Source organism: Rhizobium alarense (assembly GCF_021555155.1).
GTDB lineage: Bacteria > Pseudomonadota > Alphaproteobacteria > Rhizobiales > Rhizobiaceae > Rhizobium_D > Rhizobium_D alarense.
Genome location: NZ_JAKGBU010000053.1, coordinates 19,650 through 38,066, shown reverse-complemented (window position 1 = coordinate 38,066; position 18,417 = coordinate 19,650). Strand labels below are relative to the sequence as shown.

Annotated in this window: 15 protein-coding genes; 11 read left to right on the top strand and 4 right to left on the bottom strand. The window is 60.1% G+C overall.

Annotated features, from left to right (window positions below):
* Window positions 1-134: 134 nt before the first annotated feature.
* On the bottom strand, window positions 135-1,412 hold the full coding sequence (locus tag LXM94_RS16715) for a flavin-containing monooxygenase (protein WP_235772607.1): 1,278 nt from the start codon (window positions 1,410-1,412) through the stop codon (window positions 135-137).
* Window positions 1,413-1,700: 288 nt separating this feature from the next.
* Between LXM94_RS16715 and LXM94_RS16710 the strand changes: the two genes are divergently transcribed.
* The 11 genes from LXM94_RS16710 to argE all read left to right on the top strand — a co-directional run bounded on the left by LXM94_RS16710 (window position 1,701) and on the right by argE (window position 13,721).
* On the top strand, window positions 1,701-2,432 hold the full coding sequence (locus LXM94_RS16710) for a class II aldolase and adducin N-terminal domain-containing protein (RefSeq protein WP_235772606.1): 732 nt from the start codon (window positions 1,701-1,703) through the stop codon (window positions 2,430-2,432).
* A 33-nt stretch (window positions 2,433-2,465) separates the two neighbouring features.
* On the top strand, window positions 2,466-3,986 hold the full coding sequence (locus LXM94_RS16705) for a 4-hydroxyphenylacetate 3-hydroxylase family protein (protein WP_235772605.1): 1,521 nt from the start codon (window positions 2,466-2,468) through the stop codon (window positions 3,984-3,986).
* Window positions 3,987-4,038: 52 nt separating this feature from the next.
* Entirely contained in the window at window positions 4,039-4,548 is a 510-nt protein-coding gene (locus LXM94_RS16700) for a flavin reductase family protein (protein WP_235772604.1), read from the top strand.
* A gap of 43 nt (window positions 4,549-4,591) precedes the next feature.
* Window positions 4,592-5,008 carry a RidA family protein gene (locus LXM94_RS16695; RefSeq protein ID WP_235772603.1) on the top strand — a complete coding sequence of 139 codons (417 nt, stop codon included), beginning with the start codon at window positions 4,592-4,594 and terminating at the stop codon, window positions 5,006-5,008.
* 24 nt (window positions 5,009-5,032) lie between these two features.
* A complete protein-coding gene (locus LXM94_RS16690) occupies window positions 5,033-5,707 on the top strand; it encodes a DUF1028 domain-containing protein (protein WP_235772602.1) in 675 nt (224 codons plus the stop codon).
* A 145-nt stretch (window positions 5,708-5,852) separates the two neighbouring features.
* A complete protein-coding gene (locus tag LXM94_RS16685) occupies window positions 5,853-6,803 on the top strand; it encodes a LysR family transcriptional regulator (RefSeq protein WP_235772601.1) in 951 nt (316 codons plus the stop codon).
* A 204-nt stretch (window positions 6,804-7,007) separates the two neighbouring features.
* The gene (locus LXM94_RS16680; protein WP_235772600.1) at window positions 7,008-8,102 is read left to right on the top strand and encodes an ABC transporter ATP-binding protein; all 1,095 of its coding nucleotides are present in this window, start codon (window positions 7,008-7,010) and stop codon (window positions 8,100-8,102) included.
* 52 nt (window positions 8,103-8,154) lie between these two features.
* Window positions 8,155-9,219 carry an ABC transporter substrate-binding protein gene (locus LXM94_RS16675; protein WP_235772599.1) on the top strand — a complete coding sequence of 355 codons (1,065 nt, stop codon included), beginning with the start codon at window positions 8,155-8,157 and terminating at the stop codon, window positions 9,217-9,219.
* Window positions 9,220-9,364: 145 nt separating this feature from the next.
* A complete protein-coding gene (locus LXM94_RS16670) occupies window positions 9,365-10,696 on the top strand; it encodes an LLM class flavin-dependent oxidoreductase (RefSeq protein ID WP_235772598.1) in 1,332 nt (443 codons plus the stop codon).
* Window positions 10,697-10,757: 61 nt separating this feature from the next.
* Window positions 10,758-12,545 carry an ABC transporter permease subunit gene (locus tag LXM94_RS16665; protein WP_235772597.1) on the top strand — a complete coding sequence of 596 codons (1,788 nt, stop codon included), beginning with the start codon at window positions 10,758-10,760 and terminating at the stop codon, window positions 12,543-12,545.
* 30 nt (window positions 12,546-12,575) lie between these two features.
* Window positions 12,576-13,721, top strand: a complete 1,146-nt coding sequence (gene argE / locus LXM94_RS16660; protein ID WP_235772596.1) for an acetylornithine deacetylase — start codon at window positions 12,576-12,578, stop codon at window positions 13,719-13,721.
* 223 nt (window positions 13,722-13,944) lie between these two features.
* On the opposite strand, the gene LXM94_RS16655 is transcribed toward argE, so the two are convergent.
* The 3 genes from LXM94_RS16655 to LXM94_RS16645 all read right to left on the bottom strand — a co-directional run bounded on the left by LXM94_RS16655 (window position 13,945) and on the right by LXM94_RS16645 (window position 18,228).
* A complete protein-coding gene (locus tag LXM94_RS16655; RefSeq protein WP_408015654.1) occupies window positions 13,945-14,085 on the bottom strand; it encodes a hypothetical protein in 141 nt (46 codons plus the stop codon).
* A gap of 37 nt (window positions 14,086-14,122) precedes the next feature.
* Window positions 14,123-14,935 (bottom strand): ABC transporter permease, encoded by an 813-nt coding sequence (locus tag LXM94_RS16650; RefSeq protein ID WP_235772595.1) that lies wholly within the window; start codon window positions 14,933-14,935, stop codon window positions 14,123-14,125.
* A 77-nt stretch (window positions 14,936-15,012) separates the two neighbouring features.
* Window positions 15,013-18,228 (bottom strand): hypothetical protein, encoded by a 3,216-nt coding sequence (locus LXM94_RS16645; protein WP_235772594.1) that lies wholly within the window; start codon window positions 18,226-18,228, stop codon window positions 15,013-15,015.
* Between the last annotated feature and the right edge of the window lie 189 nt (window positions 18,229-18,417).

Below are 18,417 nucleotides of genomic sequence, written 5' to 3'. Positions count from 1 at the left end.
TGAAAGCGCTGAACCCATCGCAAACCTCCCGTTTGCACCAGCGATTCAGATGCTTCTCATCTTGAAAAGCCCCTGAGCCAAAGTCTGCGAGACCGCCAATGGGATCAGGAGAAACTTCCAAACTGAACCCTTTCTTAGTATGCGCTCTCAGGTTCACTCATTCCTATTATCGATCCAACACGATCGTTCTCCTGACGGCCTGCAATGTGAGCGCTTAGATGCTCCGCATCGTGCCACACCCCCCAGATAAAGGGGGAGGCGCGGCGCGTTAGCCAGGGGAGGCCGAGAACATACAGGCCCGGTATATGGGTAATGCCCTTTTCATGCCGCGGTCGTCCCTTGTGATCGAAATCGCCGCCCTTGATCCAGCTGAAATCGAGCGCGTACCCAGTCGCCCAAATCACCGACCGAACACCAGCCGCTTTCAGGTCTATCTCAAGGATCGGATTGGAAACACAATCCGGCATCGGCCGCATCCTGCGGGCATCGGGATCGTCGGGAAGATTTATACCATGTTTTTCGGCATACGCATCCGCCTCATCGAGAAGCGCCATGTAACTCGCCTCGCCATCGGCAATATTCTGAGCCAGATCCTGCGCGATGTGGAGGATGCCGCTTTCGTATCGCTCGGCTTTGCCAACGAGCTTCATGCCTCGCTCCGCAAACTCGCGGAAATCGACAGTCTGGCCGTTCGCGCCACTCACCGCGATTGTCACATGTTCTGTCAATGGATCCGGCGTTTCGATGTCCCAATGGCCCAGAACGCCGAGCCACCAGCAGAAATCCTTGCCACGATAACGCAGCGGCGGCTTCTCATGCGGACCAACGGCCAGATAAACGGTTCGACCGGAGCGCAAAATCTCATCGGCGATCTGCGAACCGGAAGAACCCGCACCGATCACCAGAACCGCCCCTTGCGGCAACTGCGCTGGATTGCGGTACTCGTTTGAGTGGATCTGCGTAACACCCGCATCCACTGGAATAACTGGCGGGATGATCGGCCTCTGGAATGCGCCCGTCGCCGCAACGACGTTCTCCGCCTCGATCACCCCCTCGGACGTTTCGACGATGAAGCCATAGGCGTCGGACTTCGGCGCTGCAGAAAATACCTCCACGCCGCAGCGGATCGGGGCATTGATCTGCTTCGCATATTCCTCGAAATAGCGGACGATCCTATCCTTGCTGGCGAAGCTCAAGGGATCGATATCATCGAAAGTCATGTTTGGGAAACGATCGTGCCAAGCGGGTCCATTGGCTACGAGGGAGTCCCAGCGGCTTGTCCGCCATTTTTCGGCAATACGGTGCCTCTCCAACACCAGATGCTCGATCCCTTGTCGACTAAGATGTTCGCTCATGGCGATACCGGCCTGGCCGCCGCCGACGACCAGCGTATGAATTTTCTCGATAGGCATTCAGCGTCTCTTTCTTAGGTCCAGGCATCGGTGAAATGCGTGGCTCCTGTCATTCTGTTTATTGGAGGCCGCTGCTTGCGAAAAATAGGATTTCAATCAGCGCTGCTTAGTCTGTTCCTAAACAGGTCAAGAATTGCCCTGATTAAGCGCGGCCTTAGCCTGCGCCTAATCAGCGGTCAGGATTTTCTTATTTTACAACGAGGTGCCCTGCCCTTTTATCTCACGCAAAAGGGATGTGGACCGACCTCACGACAGGGACGGGCCGGCAGTGCCATGAAGGGGAATGAAATGACGACGACCGACGAACGGCAGATCAGGATCGACCTTGCCGCAACATTCCGTATCGTTGCCAAGCTCGGCATGCACGAGGCTGTCGCCAACCATTTTAGCGCTACCGTCTCGGCGGATGGCAGCAAGTTCCTGCTGAACCCCAAGTGGAAGCACTTCTCCATCATCAAGGCGAGTGATCTCATCCTGCTCGATGCCGATGATAAGGAAGCGAAGAGCCGTCCGGACGTCGATTCCACCGCCTGGGCGATCCATGGGCAGCTCCACAAGCTTGCCCCACACATCCGCGTCGCGATCCACCTGCACCCGATCTACGCCACCACCATCGCCACGCTGAAGGACCCGACGATCAAGCCGATCGACCAGAACACGGCGCGCTATTTCAACCGTGTCGCGGTCGACGACACGTATGGCGGCCTGGCCGATACGGAATCGGAAGGCGCACGCCTCATCGGGTTGCTCGGCAACAAGTCGCGCCTGATGATGGGCAATCACGGCGTCATGGTCACGTCCGGCACGATCGGCGAGGCATTCGACGATATCTACACGATGGAGCGTGCTTGCCAGGTGCTCGTCAACGCCTACGCCACCGGCCAGCCGCTCAATGTCCTCTCCGATGACGTGGCGGAAAAGACCGCCCAGGACTGGGAAGGCATCGCCGACTTCTCCATCGCTCATTTCGAGGAGATGAAACGTCTGCTCGACAAGGAAGATCCGTCCTACGCGCATTGAGGGGTTGTTGGTAATCGGCCCTGAGGCTTTCAGATGATCAGAACGGGCAGCGAATACCGGGATTCGATCCGCGGCACGCGCGAGATCTATGTCAATGGCGAGCGCGTCAGGGACGTCACCGTCCACCCGATGTTCAAGCCGCTGGTCGATATCCGCGCCCGCATCTACGATATGCAGCATGATCCGGCGACGCGGCATATCATGGCTTATCAGCAGGATGGCGACTGGCACGGTATCAACAACCGCCTGCCGCACACCCAGTCCGACTGGTGGGACAAAAGGCGGGCGACCGATACCGTGCTGGAAGATCTGGGCGGCATTGTCACCCGCGTCGGCGACGAGACCGTCGGGGAAATGTGGTCCCTCTTCGACGGTCAGGACGTTTTGAACGAGGTCGATCCGCAGTTTTCGGAAAACATCCGCACACACATCGGCAGGGTTCTGCATGCCGATCCGTTTCATGTCTCGGCCAATACCGATCCCAAGGGTGATCGCTCCCGGCCGCCGCAGGAGCAGGACCCGGACATGCTGCTGCATGTCGTGAAGGAAACGGACCAGGGCATCGTCGTGCGCGGGGCGAAATACGAAACCGCCGCCGCTTATGCCAACCAAGCCTTCACCAAGCCGACCATCGCCAACTGGGGCGATGAAGCCTATTCGGGTTATGCCGTCGGCTTCATCTGCGATCTCGATTCTCCCGGCCTGAAATTCATCTGCCGCACCGGCTTTGCCGGCCGGGCACCGGCGGAGGACTACCCGCTCTCCAACCGTTTCGACGAGCTCGACACGCTGGTTATCTTCGACGACGTGCTGGTGCCCTGGGAGAACGTGCTTTTCTACCGCCATACTCGGGCGGCGATGTTCATGCGGGCCACCCTGCATCGCTATTCGGCCTTTGCCTTCACCCAGCGCAACCTGAAATTCGCCGACATGATGATTGGCGCGGCGCTCTTCAATGTGCGCCAGACCGGCCTCGACAAGCTGCAGGCCGTGCAGGAAAAGCTCGCCCAACTCGCATGCTACCGCGAGGGTATCAATGCCCATTTGACCGCGTCTATCACGCTTGCCGAACGCTCGCCGGGCGGTCTGATTATGCCGAACCAGTCGCTCCTTTATGCTGGGCGCGTCCTTGCCTCATCGCAGCTCCACCACATGATGCATATCGCCCGCGAACTCTGCGGCGGGCAGATCTGCGTCACTCCGGACAAGGCAGCCTTCGACGCGCCGGAAACCGGGCCGTGGCTGGAGAAATTCTACACCGTCAACGCGGACTGGATGGCGGATGACCGCCGCAAGCTGCTGGCCTTTGCCCGCGACATGCTGAATTCCGACTATGCCGGCCATCGGCTGACTTTCCAGCTCTTCGCGCAATCGCCACCTTTCGCGCACCTGGCCGCGGTCTATCGCAATTTCGATTGGGAGGGCCCGATGGAATTCGTCAAGCATGCAGCGGGCCTGTCGGACCGCGTCATGGGCGCGACGACCCGGACCGCAGGCGACAGCGCCGTTTCTCTTTGGCTCAACGCACAGGCCGCGCTGAAGGCGGCGGAGTGACCGTGCAATCGGGAAAAGCATCTTTGAAGAGGATATGCCGTTGGAAAACAACTTGAAAGCAGCATTCGTCAGCGCCATGAGCAAGACGGCCTGCACCGTCAACATCGTCACGACCGCCGGCCCCGCCGGACGATCGGGCGCAACGGTCTCGGCCATGTCATCGGTCGCAGCCGACGGCGCCTCGCCCACGCTTCTCGTGTGTATGAACCAGAGCAGTGTGACGGCCCAGGCGATCAGGGAAAACGGCACCTTTTGCGTCAATATCCTCAAGGACGATCAGTCGGCGATTTCCGACCGCTTCGCAGGCCGCATGGCCGGCACCGGCGACGAGAAATTCTCCTCGACCGACTGGGAAATGGGTGTGACGGGCGCGCCCAGACTTCGTGGCGGACTGATTTCCTTCGAATGCCGGCTGGCAAGCGAACAGCAGATCAGCACCCACCACATCTTCATCGGCGAGGTAGTCGCCATTTCCGACGAGGGCGATGGCATGCCTCTCATCTATTCGAGCCGCGCCTACGGACGTCCGACGCGGATCGAACCACTCGCTGTTTCGGCTTAAGCGGCAGACATCCTCTCATAAACGTCGAAAAGGTTCAGAAATAATGGTCGTCCACAAGCGCATCCGCCAGTTCAACACCAAGGTCACCTATCCCGAGCAGAATCTTGACAACGATCTCTGCCAAGTAGTGGTCGCCCGCGGAAGCCTGATATTCCTGCGCGGCCAGATCGGCCAGGATCTCGACACGTCCGAAAATGTCGGCATAGGCGATGCGGGCGCACAGGCTGAGCAGGCCATGGCCAACATAGCCATGTTGCTAAAGGAAGCCGGCGGCGAATTGGAGCACATCACCAAGATCACCATCTACCTTATCGACCCGCGCTATCGCGAAGCCGTCTATCGCGTCGTGGGAAAATGGCTCAAGGGCGTCTATCCGGTTTCGACAGGCATCATCGTCTCCGCACTCGCTCGTCCGGAATGGTTGGTGGAAATCGACGCAACCGCCGTCATCCCCGACTAAGCAACAACAGCAAGAGGCCAATCCATGACCTTCTCCATCAGCGGCCATTGCGAAAAGACCGGCACGCTCGGCATCGCCATCTCGTCGTCTTCTCCTGCCGTTGCGGCGCGCTGCGCCCATGCGCGGCCGGGCGTCGGCGTGGTGGCGACGCAAAACATCACCGATCCCTCGCTAGGGCCAAAGGGGCTCGACCTGATGCAGTCCGGGCTCTCGGCCGAGGAGGCATTGGCCCGGCTTCTCGATGGCTATGATACCGCCGACTATCGCCAGGTGGTCCTGCTCGACGCCGCCGGCCGGGTCGCCCTTCACGCCGGATCGCAAACGCTCGGCGTCCACGAGATGGCAAAGGGCAAGGATTGCGCCGCTGCTGGCAACCTTCTGTCGAACACGGAGGTGCCGGCAAAGATGGTCGCGGCCTTCGAAGCAAGCGAAGGCGCGCTTGGCGATCGGTTGATCGCCGCCATGCAGGTAGGCGTTGCTGCGGGCGGGGAAGCCGGGCCGGTCCATTCCGCCGGCCTGCTGATGGTGCGTGAGGTCAGCTGGCCGATCGCCGATCTCAGGATCGACTGGACGGAGGACGATCCGATCGAAGAACTTGCAAACCTCTGGTGGCTCTACAAGCCGCAGCTCGAAGATTATGTCACCCGTGCCACCAAGCCCCAGTTGGCGCCGAGTTACGGCGTTCCGGGCGACGAATGAAAACTCCGGTTGCCGACATTGGTCTTCCCGAAACCGGCATGCTTCCTTAAAAGAATGAACTGATAAGCCGCATGACGAGGCCGCAGCCCTGCGACCTCGTCAGGGCCGTGTCGCCAGATGTGTGCAGTAGGGTTCGGGCCGCGGTATGCGTTACACGCTTCGTCAGATCGAATATTTCATCGCAACGGCAGAGACGGGCAGCATCACGCTTGCCTCCGAACGGGTGAATATTTCCCAGCCCTCTATCTCCACCGCAATCGCCCATCTCGAGCAGGAACTGGACACCCAGCTCTTCGTGCGCCGCCATGCACAGGGCCTCACCCTGACACCGGCCGGCAAGGCGCTTCTCGTTGAAGCCAAGCGTCTGGTCGAACATGCCCAGCAGCTTTACGAAGTCGCCAGCGAGGCGAATGACAAGATCCGTGGACAGCTGACGCTCGGCTGCATGGTGACGCTGGCGCCGATGATCATGCCGGAGCTTTCCCACGCCTTCACCTCCGCCTTCCCATCGACCAAGGTGATGCAGGTCGTCGGTGATCACGACACGCTGCTGCAGAAACTGGCGAGCGCCGAAATCGACGTCGCGATCACCTACGATCTGCACGTGCCCGAAGGCTTCGATTTCGTGCCACTGGCAAGCCTGCCGCCGCATGTCCTCGTCGGCGAAATCCACCCCTTTGCTCGCCTGTCGGCGGTTACCATCAAGGACATCGCGACCGAGCCGCTGCTTCTTCTCGATCTGCCGATCAGCCGCGAATATTTTCTCGCGATCTTCATCCAGGAAGGGCTCACCCCCCACATCGCGGCCCGCTCTCCGCACCAGGACATCCTGAGAACCATGGTCGCCAATGGATACGGATACACGCTCGCCAATGTCCGGCCACGCTCGGACACCGCCATGGACGGTCGTAAGGTCGTGCGCGTCAGGCTCGCTGGCGATCATCGGCCGATGGTGATCGGCCTCGTTTCGCCCAAGGAAAGGCGCAAGTCGCGGCTTATCGAGCTTTTCGAAAACCATTGCCGCAACCGCATCTCCGACGCCTATATCCCCGGCATGGTGGCACCCGTGATGGAGAAGCGCATTCGTCTTGACTGACGACTGCCCGCTCCACCGTACGCCTGCGACCCAAATCAGCCTTGCCCATTTTTTCGGCACCGGCCAATGATTAGACAGGGGCTAAGCACTGGGCCAGAATTTCATAATTTACACCCCCCGACCCGTCCGGCTTACTTGCCGTCAAGACGCTCCAGCCTGGTGGGAAGCGGCATCTGGGCCGGAACTATTGGACAAAGTAGCTACATGAAAAACAGCGTGATCGACCTGACGACAGCAACGCCGATCGGCACCCCGGAAGAACCGGCGAAATTGAAGCTCCATGCTCAGGGCCTTTGCAAATTCTATGACGGCTTTGCCGCGCTGAACCCGACCGACCTGAAGGTCAATTCCGGTGAACTGCTCACCCTTCTCGGCCCCTCGGGTTCCGGCAAGACGACACTGCTTCAATTGATCTGCGGCCTCGTGAAGCCGAGCGGCGGCCGACTCGATATCGATGGCCGCGACCACACCGAAAGCCTTGCGAGCGAGCGCGATGTCGGCGTCGTCTTCCAGAACTATGCGCTCTTCCCGCATCTGACCGTGCATGAAAACATCGCTTTCCCGCTGGACATGCGCCGCGTGGCCAAGGCCGATGCAAACAAGCGCATCGCCGAAGTGCTGGAAATGATCGGGCTCGCCGATTTCGGCAAGCGTTTTCCCTCAGAGCTTTCCGGCGGCCAGCAGCAGCGCGTGGCGCTTGCCCGCTGCCTCGTCTACAGCCCCTCGCTGATCCTGATGGACGAGTCGCTTTCTGCACTCGACCGCAAGCTGCGCGAGGCGATGCAGATCGAGATCCGCCGCATTCACCGCGAGACGGGCTCGACGATCATCTTCGTCACCCACGACCAGGAAGAGGCGCTGGCACTGTCCGACCGCATCTGTCTGATGAATTCCGGCCGCATCGAGCAGATCTGCAGCCCGCAGGAAATGTACGAGCGCCCGACCAGTCGCTTTGCCGCCGACTTCATCGGCATTTCAAACATCTTCGAGGGCAGCGTTTCGAACGGACGCCTCCAGACCTCCGACGGCGCCCTGCCGCTGCCGCAGGAGGCGAACGCCGAACGCGGCTACCTGGTGCTGCGTCCCGGACATATCCGCATCGAAGCCCCGAAAGGCGCCATGCTGTCCGGCCGCCTGATCGAGACGATCTACGCTGGCCCGGAATGCTCGCTGATGATCCGGCTCGAGAGCGGTTTCACCGTCACCGCGCGCCGCTCGTCGAGCCTGCCGTATCTTCCGATCGGCGACATGGTGGGCCTGTCCTGGAAACCGGAGGATACCCGCTTCCTCGACAAGTGACCGCTCGCCCGTGCATCGCATGCCTCAAACGATAACAAAGAAGGGAACCAAGATGTCGTCGTTTCTTATGCCTACGCGCCGTAATGTTTTGAAGACTGCCGGCCTCGCCGCCGGTGCGCTTGCCACCCCTGCCTTGATGCGCTCCTCCTTCGCAGCCGGTCAGCTGACCGTCGCAGACGTCGGCGGCGCGCCGGGCGAAGCCATCAAGAAAGCCTTTTACGAGCCCTTCGAAAAGGCGACCGGCATCAAGGTCGTCGGCGTGGCGCACGATCCGGATCCGGTCACCCAGTTCAAGCTGCAGGTCGATACTAAGTCTTATCTCTGGGACGTCTGCATGGTCACACCCGACCACGTCATGCGCCTGTCGGAAGACAAGCAGTATATCGCGCCGCTCGAAATCGACAGCCCGGACACGGCAGACATCCTGCCCGGCATGCTGACCGACAACTGGCTCGGCTTCTCCGTCTTCGGCGCCGTCATGGCTTACCGCACCGACAAGTTCAAGGAAGCCGGCCCGTCGAACTGGGCCGAGTTCTGGGATGTCGAGACGTTCCCGGGTCGTCGCGGCTTCTACAAGGGCGCTTGGGCAGCCCTTGAATTCGCGCTGCTCGCCGATGGTGTCGCGCCGAAGGACCTCTATCCGCTCGACATGGACCGCGCCTTCAAGAAGCTCGAAGAGCTGAAGCCGCATGTTGCCGTCTGGTGGACCAGCGGCGCGCACAACACGCAGATCCTGCAGAACGGCGAAGTCGATGCCACCGACACCTGGTCGGCCCGCGCCTATGCGGCAACCGCTTCCGGCGCTCCTGTCAAGACCGTCTGGCAGGGTGGCTACAGCGTCGATGGCTGGTCGATCGTCTTGGGTGCACCGAACACGGCGGCAGCGCATGAATTCATCAAGTTCTGCACGAAGCCGGAACAGCAGGCGGCCTATACAAGCATCGTCGCAAACGGCCCGACCAACAAGAAGTCCTTCGACTTCATGCCGGCCGAACGCCGCGCCGTCCTGCCCACAGCACCGGAAAACTTCGGTAACCTCTACGAAATCAACTCAAAGTGGTGGTCGGCGAATTACGACGAAGCTGTTGAGCGCATGCAGGAATTCCTGCTTCTCTAGTTCCCCGATGCCCGGGCCCTCTACCTTGCCCGGGCATACGTTTCACCGGATATCCAGCATGTCCCGCAGTTTGAGGGCGTCCGGTCTCTTTCCGTGATTTGCCCGGCCCGTGGGCGACGCAAGGCGAATTTGCATGAGCACGAAGATGAGCAAGAAAAAGATCGTACTGAGCTGCCTTTTCCAGGCCAACGGCTATCACAAGGCCGGCTGGCGCCTGCCGGAAGCCGAAGCAGGCGCCGACACTAATATCGATTACTATATCCGTACGGCCCAACGGCTGGAGGAGGGGCTATTCGACCTGTTCTTCATCGCCGACACGCCGGCAACCCGCACTGAATATCTTGACACCTGGACCAAGTCACCGATCTACCAGAATGGTCTTGAGCCAATTACAGTCCTGACTGCGCTCGCGCTCCACACAAAGCATATCGGTCTCGGCGGTACGGTTTCGACTAGTTTCTTCGAACCGTTCAACATCGCCCGCCAATTCGCCGCGCTCGATCACATCTCGAAAGGTCGCGTCGCCTGGAACGTGGTGACCTCGGCAAACGACTACGCCGCCCGCAATTTCGGCCTCGAGCGCCTACCGCCCCATGGCGAGCGCTATGAAAAGGCAAAGGAGTGCGTCGAGCTGGTGAAGGCCTATTGGGACACTTGGGAAGACGACGCCTTCATCTTCGACAAGGCGAATGCCATGCAGTTCGACCCGAATAAATACCATGTCGTCGACCATCAGGGTAAGTTCTTCAAGGTCTATGGCGGCCTCAACGTCGCCCGCTCGCCGCAGGGTCACCCGGTCATCATCCAGGCAGGCGCCTCCGATGCCGGCAAGGAACTGGCGGCAGAAACGGCGGAAATTGTCTTCGGCACCGGCTCCAGCATGGAATCGGCCAAGGCTTTCTACGACGACCTCAAAGGCCGCATGGCAAAATACGGCCGCGATACGAGCCAGTTCAACATTCTCTCCGGCTTCGACGCCGTCATCGGCGACACCGAGAAGGATGCTGAAGACAAATTCCAATACCTGCAGTCGCTGGTCCCGCCGGAACTCGCCGTTCTGTATCTGAGCATGGACCTTGAGACCAATCTGCTCGACTTGCCACTAGACGAGCCGGTTCCGCTCGATCGGATCCCGAAGACCTCCAACAACCACACAATCTATTTCAACCAGATTTCCGAACTCATCAATTCGGGCAGGACGCTGCGCGAGATCAGCACGACCTATCGCCGCGGCAACCGCGTCATGCGCGGCACGGCGGAACAGGTCGCGGACTTCATGGAGAAATGGGTCGATGCGGGTTGCGGCGACGGCTTCATGATGCCGATCGGCTACTATCCGGGCAATCTCGACGATTACATCGACAAGGTGATCCCGATCCTGCAGGAGCGCGGCTCCTACAAGACCGAATATACCGGCACGACGCTGCGCGACAATCTCGGCCTGATCCGCCCGGCTAACCGCTACGCCGCCGGCTGAGTAACCGAAACGGGAGGCGTAGACATCCGGTGCCTCCTGCCCTGCAATAGAGACGTTCGAGATGACGGTGATTGAGACGACATCCCTTTCTTCCAATCGCGCCGGGCCGGACAGCCGCCTGCGGCAGTGGATGAAGCCCTCGCCCTTTTGGCTGGCGGTGCCGGGCCTGCTGTTCATCCTCGTCTTCTTCCTGGCACCGACGATCCAGCTGATGTCCGTCAGCTTTTTCAACAACGCGGGCGGCCTGTCGTTTGCCACCTACTCCAGGATGATCTCCTCGACCGTCTATCTGCGTGTCCTGAGCACCACCTTCGGCATCGCGCTGCAGGTAACGCTCTGGTGCCTGCTGCTCGGTTATCCGCTCGCCTATTGGCTGTCCGGCATGCCGGGTCGGCGCCAGCGCATCATGCTGATGTTCGTGCTCCTGCCCTTCTGGACGAGCGCGCTGGTGAAGAACTTCGCCTGGCTCGTGCTGCTCGGCCGCAACGGCATCGTCGCAGCCGGCCTCGAGAAGATCGGCCTGCCCGGCGGCGATGCGCTGCTCTTCAGCCGCGGCACCGTCATCTTCGCCATGACACACACAATGTTGCCGCTTGCCGTCATCACCATGATGCCGATCATGAACCAGATCGACCGGCGCCTAACCATGGCGGCCGAAACGCTCGGCGCGTCCGGTGCCCAGGCTTTCTGGCAGATATTCTTCCACCTCTCCGGCCGCGGCATCGCCACCGCCGGCCTGCTCGTCTTCGTCTCCTCGCTCGGCTTCTTCATCACCCCCTCGCTGGTCGGTGGCCGTACTGAGACAATGATCAGCCAGCTGATCATCACCCAGATTAACACGTTGCAGAACTGGACCTTTGGCAGCACGCTCGCCGTGCTTCTGGTGCTGGCCTCGCTGCTGACAATCTTTGTCTATGACCGGCTTTTCGGGCTGTCTTCCATCGCCGGTGAAGGCAAGAAAGGTCATGCGGACGGCAAGCTGCGCCGCTTCGGCCTCTTCATTACAAGCTGGCTCGGCCGTGTATGTGCGAGCGTGCAGCGCTTCTCGGCGCGCAATCTCAAGGGCACTACCGGCCAGGGCCTGCTGTCCACCTATGGCTGGATCGTGCTGATTGTCCTGCTCTTCCCGATCGTCGGGGTCGTGCCCATGGCCTTTACCGAGGCCGATTACCTGACTTTCCCGCCGCAGGGCTTCAGCCTTCGCTGGTTCGAGGCCTATCTCTCCTCCCCCGTTTGGGTGTCGGCGACGCTGCGCTCCTTCGGCATAGGCCTCGCAACGGCCTTCATCACCGTTATCGTAGCCGGTCTCGCCGCCCTCGGCCTTGCCCGCTCGAAGAGCCGCTTTTCCGGTGCCGCCTTCCTGCTGTTCATGGCACCGATGGTCGTGCCGCCGATCGTCATCGCCATCTCGCTATTCTATCTATTTGCCAGCCTGTCGATGATCGCAACCGACAGCGCGATCGCCATCGGCCACAGCGTCATCGCCCTGCCGATTGTCTTCGTCATCCTGCTTGCCACCTTCAAGGAACACGACTGGCGCCTGGATCAGGCCGCCGCCACGCTCGGCGCGACACACCTGAAGACTGCGCTGCGCATCACCGCCCCCTTGGTGAAGCCCGGCCTCATCGTCGGCTTCGTCACCGGCTTCCTGCAGTCCTTCGAGGAACTGACGGTGGCGCTGTTCATCGGCGGTGGCCTAAAGACCACCTTGCCGAAGCAGATGTGGGACGACATAACGCTGTCGGTCAATCCGCGCATCGCCGCAGCCTCGGTTGTCGTGCTGCTCGTCGTGGTCATCCTCTTCTGCGCCATCGAATACTGCCAGCGGCCGGCAAAAGTCCGCCGCTAGAACCTGGCCGCAAGACCGAAAGCATTCGACATGCGCACGCTCGACATTCTGGAAAAGCTTGTTGCTTTCCCGAGCATCAGTGCAGCGAGCAATCTCGATATAATCGAGTTCTGCCGCGCTGAACTGTCAGCACACGGTTTCGACTGCCGCCTCGTGCATGACACCACGGCCAAGAAGGCGAACCTCTTCGCCTCGATCGGTCCGGCGAGCGACGACGGCATCCTTCTCTCGGGACATACGGATGTCGTGCCCATCGAAGGGCAGGCCTGGACATCCAGCCCATTCACGCTCACCCGCCGCAACGACCGCGTCCTTGGCCGTGGCACGACCGACATGAAAGGATTTCTGGCCAGCGTTCTGGCGCTCGCACCGGAGGCCGCGCGCCAGCGGCTAAAGCGCCCGCTGCATATCGCCTTTTCCCATGACGAGGAGATCGGCTGCGTCGGCGTCCGCAGCCTGCTGGCGGACCTGAAATCCCGTGACTTCAAGGCCGCGCTCGCGATCATAGGCGAACCGACTAGCATGATGCCGGTCATCGGTCATAAGGGTAAGCTCGCAGCCCGGGCCAACTGCCGCGGCGCCCCCGGACATTCCGCCAGCGCACCGCTTTACCTCAACGCGATTCATCTCGCCTGCGCCGTCGTAGAGGCAATCCGGGAAGTCCAGGCTGAACTGGAAGGACACAGCAACCGCGACGCCGACTATCCCATCCCCTACAGCACCGTCCACGCGGGCGTCATTGGCGGCGGCAAGGCGCTCAATATTGTCGCCGAGGATGCCTTCGTCGACTTCGAGATCCGCCATCTCGCCGGCGACGATGCCAGTACAATCCTTGCCGGCATCAAGGACAAGGTGGCGAGCAGGATTGCCCCTCTGATCTCAAGCTTCCCCGGCGCCGGGGTTGCGATCAACACCCATAATCTGTATCCAGCGCTCACAACCGAAAAAACGTCGCCGGCACTTGCCTTCGTCCAAGGTCTCTTATCCGCATCCCAGTCTTCAAAGGTCTCCTTCGGGACCGAGGCAGGTCTCTTCGCTCAAGAGCTTGAGATCCCATCCATCGTCATCGGCCCAGGTGATATGGCGCAGGGGCATCAGCCCGATGAATATATATCGATACGCCAGCTCGATGCATGCTCAAACTTCCTTACGACGGTGTTGGAGAAACTGCGTTAGCTTCTCAAAAAAACCTTTGTAGTTGGCGCAGGTCGGTAGTTTCCGCGGATCGCGGTGTCTGTTGAGGGGATCGGTATCCGCGAGGCCATTTATCACGGAGCGGACCTGCCACTGCGAATTTCCTCCAGGATGGATTAGGGTCCGGACTCCCTACAGCCACCATATGGCGGCGGCGGCGAGGCTGATAGCGCCATGACGTTTTGACGTTTCGGTCGAAGCGGGTTTAGATGCGTCGCCAGTCTTTGAAGCGGCAGAACATGCGCTCGACAATGTTGCGCTGCTTGTAGAGGGCGCGGTCATAGTCGTACTGGAACTTGCGGTTCCTGCGGGACGGAATGACGGGCTCGGTGCCACGCTCGACCAATCATTCTCGTAGCAAACAGAATCACAACTACCTGATTTCACTCAACTCTTTTTCGGCCAGGCTCTAAAATTGAGCCGCGCCCACCCGAAAGGGCAACGCCGCCCATCACCGCAGCAACGATCAAGTCAAACTCGAAGCCTCGGCCGACCCAGTTGTCGACAATTCCGACGAAGCCGGAATAGATGAGGCCTGCCAGTGCCGCGAGGCCGCCGGAAATGACATAGCTGGCAATCGTCACCCGATCAGGATTGATGTCCACCAGGCGCGCCATCGCCGGGTTCCTGCCCATGAGATAGACACGTCGGCCACATGTCGAACGGTGCTGCGGGACGGAAAACACAATGGTGAGGGCTATGAGGATCATCAGGTTGATGGGTAGATCGAGAAAGGTCTGCGATCCAAGCACGCGGTAGATCGGCGGTACGTTGCCGGACGGCGCGCCTTGCGTATAGGCAAAGCGCAGACCTTGCAGCAGGGCCGTCGTGGCAAGGGTGGCAAGGGTGGCAAGGAAGGGCGAGACGTTGCGCTTGGTGATCAGCAGCCCGTTGACCAGACCCGCGATCACGCCGATGGCCATCGCCACCACGAAGACGAAAAATGCATCGCCGTTCTGGCCATTGAAACTGGTGGCAACAACGGCCGCCGTCGCCATGACGGAGGCAACCGAGAGGTCGAGCCCCCGGACAAGGATCACCAGCACCTGACCGATGGCAACGATGCCGAGCGGCGCCACCTGCATCAGCATGTTCGAGATGCTGTTTCCCGTCAGGAAGGCCGGCGACGGGCTTGCTGTCACAACAATCAGACCGAGAAGAACAAGATGGATGCCGTAGCTACGCAGGCTTTCCATCGTAGAAATGCCCTGCTTTTGCGACCGTGCCGAATGTGTCATCACACCTGCAGGTTCTGAAAGCGCCCACCCGCCGATCAGGCCTGGGCGCGGGCCTTTTGTCGCGCGATAACCGAATCCCAATCGACGGGCGTGGCTTCGTGCTTGTCCAGATCGCCGATCTTAATCGGGCCGAACTGGAAGCCGCGCGCGAATTTGATGGGGTCGTCGACCAGGCGCTTCAAGGTCGCTTCCAGTTCTCTCGTCTGAGACTTGAAGGCGTTCTTGTCCTTGATGCCCTGGTAGACGGAATAGGCCATCCACGCCGCGGTGGACACGAGGTTGGCAGCGCCGAAGGCGAGGCTCCAAGCACTCGACAGGGCAAAGGTACCGGCCGCGCCGGACAAGCCGATCGATCCCAGCGTTGCCACCCGATTGATCATGTTGGCAAGGGCAAGCCCGACGCCGACGATGGCCTCGCCCGCAATGACGGTGTCCGCGGCAAGCCCCACGGAAAGGAGAGCGATGTTGACCGGATCTCCCCCCTTGATGTCCTGAAGCAGCCACATCACTTCAAGGGGTAGCCAAGCCGTGAAAATGAGAGCATTGGAGACGTTGACACCCATCTTGATCAGGTCTGCGGCGTCGTTCCTTGCGATCTTGGACCACTCGGTCAGCTTGTTGTTCGGCACTTTGGTGGAGGCCTTCAGCCCCTCGCCCACAGCCTGCGCGATGTTGACCCCGGTCGATGCCGCATAGAGGACGAGTGCCGAAAGGCCCACGTTGTCCCCCGGCGTCAGATTGAACCCGGCATAGACGGTGCGCGCGCCGTACATGACGGCGTTGACGGATCGAACGATCGTGTCCTTGTACTCGGCCAGCGTCATGTTGCTGGGCGGTTCGGTCACGCGCTCGTCGACTGTCTTTTTGAGAAGTTCGGCACTCAGCGTGTCGGCCTGCCCACCCGACCGACCGACGGACCAGACATAGTAGACGATGCTCATCACGTTTCCCTTGAAACGGTCCGCATCCTCGACGTTGTTCCCGAAGAACGATTCTGCCATGGAGTTCACGGTGTCCCCGAGTACGTCTTCGAGATCCGTTGAACTTCCGGAAAAGGCGGTCGGATCGCCGATGTCGAGATCGGGGGCGCGCTCCTTGACGAGATCGGTGATCTTGCCGGACATTTCCTGAACCGTCTTCATGTCATATTTGCCGAAGACGTCGATGTCCCACCCGTTGTTCTGAGTGCTGAACAGCTTCCCGGCGATCTCCGAAGACGCAACGTCGGAGCGATCGCCGCGCATGAGCGAATGGGTGGCGCCGCCATTTGCGATGCCGCGTCCGGCCAGGCCCGTGGCAAGCGAGATCAGCGCGCTGATCTCCTGCGTCGAATAGGTGTTGAGGCCGCTCCTGCGATGGAACTTCCCATCCGCCCCGCGATAGACGAGATCCTGGTCAAGGGTCTTCGGCTGCACGCGCGATACGAGAGCACCGGCCTCCAGAAGCGAGGTGACGGCCTGGGCAATGGCCTCGCGATAGGAGCCCGTCCCGATCTCGGAACCTTGCGGCGCACTCAGCTTGAACGTGAGCCGTTCAAGATGGCCTGGCAAATCCGCCGCTGAGATTTCTCCCCTGGAAAACTTGTCCCACAGGCCTTCCAGGATGGTCAGCGTATCGCTTGCGAATGTCTGCCGGGCAAAGGCCTTGTTTTCCGCGCCGCCGAACAGGTTTTCCGCCAGGATGGATACGGTGTCGGAAAACAGGCTCGCAACGCCGCCGGGCTCCAGCGCCGGGCCGAAGACGATAGCGTCGGCATCGACCCCCTTTATGAAGTCCGTCAGGATCTGGCCGGAATTGTTCAGGGCTCCGACATCGTGGCCCTTGCGGAGCGACGTATCCCACGTGTCCAGATTGAAATTCGTGACTTCACGTGAGGCCCCACCGCGCAGACCGGAACTGACCCCCGTCTCGCTCATGTGATTGCCGGCCAGCTTCGTGCACATCACCACCAGCGCGGAAATCTCGTCCGGGCTCATGGTCTTGTCGCGGGCTACTTTCGACGCCAGCGACGCACCGTTGAACAGCATCTTTGCGCCGTCGCGCAGACCCTGGGCCTTTTCGCCGCTGATGCCGTTGCGCTGCAGGAAACGATCGATCGCCCCGTCAAGCCCGCGAATGTCGCCCCCATCCAGTTCGACGAAATCGCCCCACAATTCGCGGAACAGGGCCGTAAGATCCGATTTGAACGCTTCCTTTCCCGCGCCCGCATAGTTGTTCGCGATAAGGTCGATCGTCTCGCCAGCCACCGTTTCGAGGGCGGGGACGGGTTTGTCGGTCCGCGTCAGATGCTTTTCCGTCAACAACCGTCGCATCGCCGAAGTATCGTAGAGGCCGGACTGGAAAAGCGTATCCAGTTTCGAGACTTCCGGAATGGCCCGGCCATTCACCGTCCGTTCCTGGCCATTGGCGTAGCTACCCAGTTGACCCATCAGGTCGGAGTCGCACAAGCCCTGGCCGAAGACGTTGCTGTTGATGAGACTGTCATGGATCTGCGGCGTTACGGAGCCGACGCCTTTGGTCAAGCCGTCCAGGGCATCGCCAAGTTCAGGCAGGCGCGGCAGGATCTCCGTCTCATAGAATTCATTGTACGTCGCCTGCAGTTTTTCCGTGTTCGCGGTGACCGTTTCTCCGGGAAGCACCGCCATATAGAAGGCCAGGGCACTGTTGTATTCCTGGAGAACGGTCTGGATATCCTTGCCGGAGGACAACCCGTCTTTCAGGACGCTCCCGTCAACAATCTCCGCCATGAAACTGTTTGCGAGCAGCTCACGGAGTTCCTTGACCTCCTTGTCGCGGGCGATGGTGTTCTCGATGACCTTAGAGGCATCCGTCTCGGTTTCCGGCGCGACCCGATTGCCCGTGCTCAGTATGTGGCGAAAGCCTTCGAATACCTTTTGCGTGAGAAGGGACTGCGTCTGCGGATCGTTTTGCAGGACGGCAATCGCGTTGTTCAGATCTTTTTGGATTTCTTCCTGATTGAGCGGCTTCTCGCTGAAGCGCTTCGGAAGATCCTTGTATTTTTCGTATTTTTCTTTTGCCTCTAGGAGATCGAGCAGCGTAATCAGTTTCTGCTCCGGCGCGTATTTGTCAGGATTCAGCGCAACGTCTATACTCTGGAAGTCGCGGCTGTCATCCTTATAACCTTCAAATATCCCTCGGTAGATCTCATCCTGCAGACTGGAACTGTTCAAGCGATCCATTTCATTCTGGATGTGGCTCGCGGAGTTCCGATTACTGACGGCTTCGACCATTTCCTATTCCCTTGTAAATCTATGTCTGGCCCGCATGGCGGCAGTCCCATGCGATCGCTGTCCTTGCTGAACTCGTAAGGCGATAACCACTTGACGCGCCACGGATGCGAGGAATCCGAGGTCGGCGCTACAATAATCTGTCTCCCGATTAAGTCGTTATTCTCCAGATGAGGCAGAAAATATCCAGAA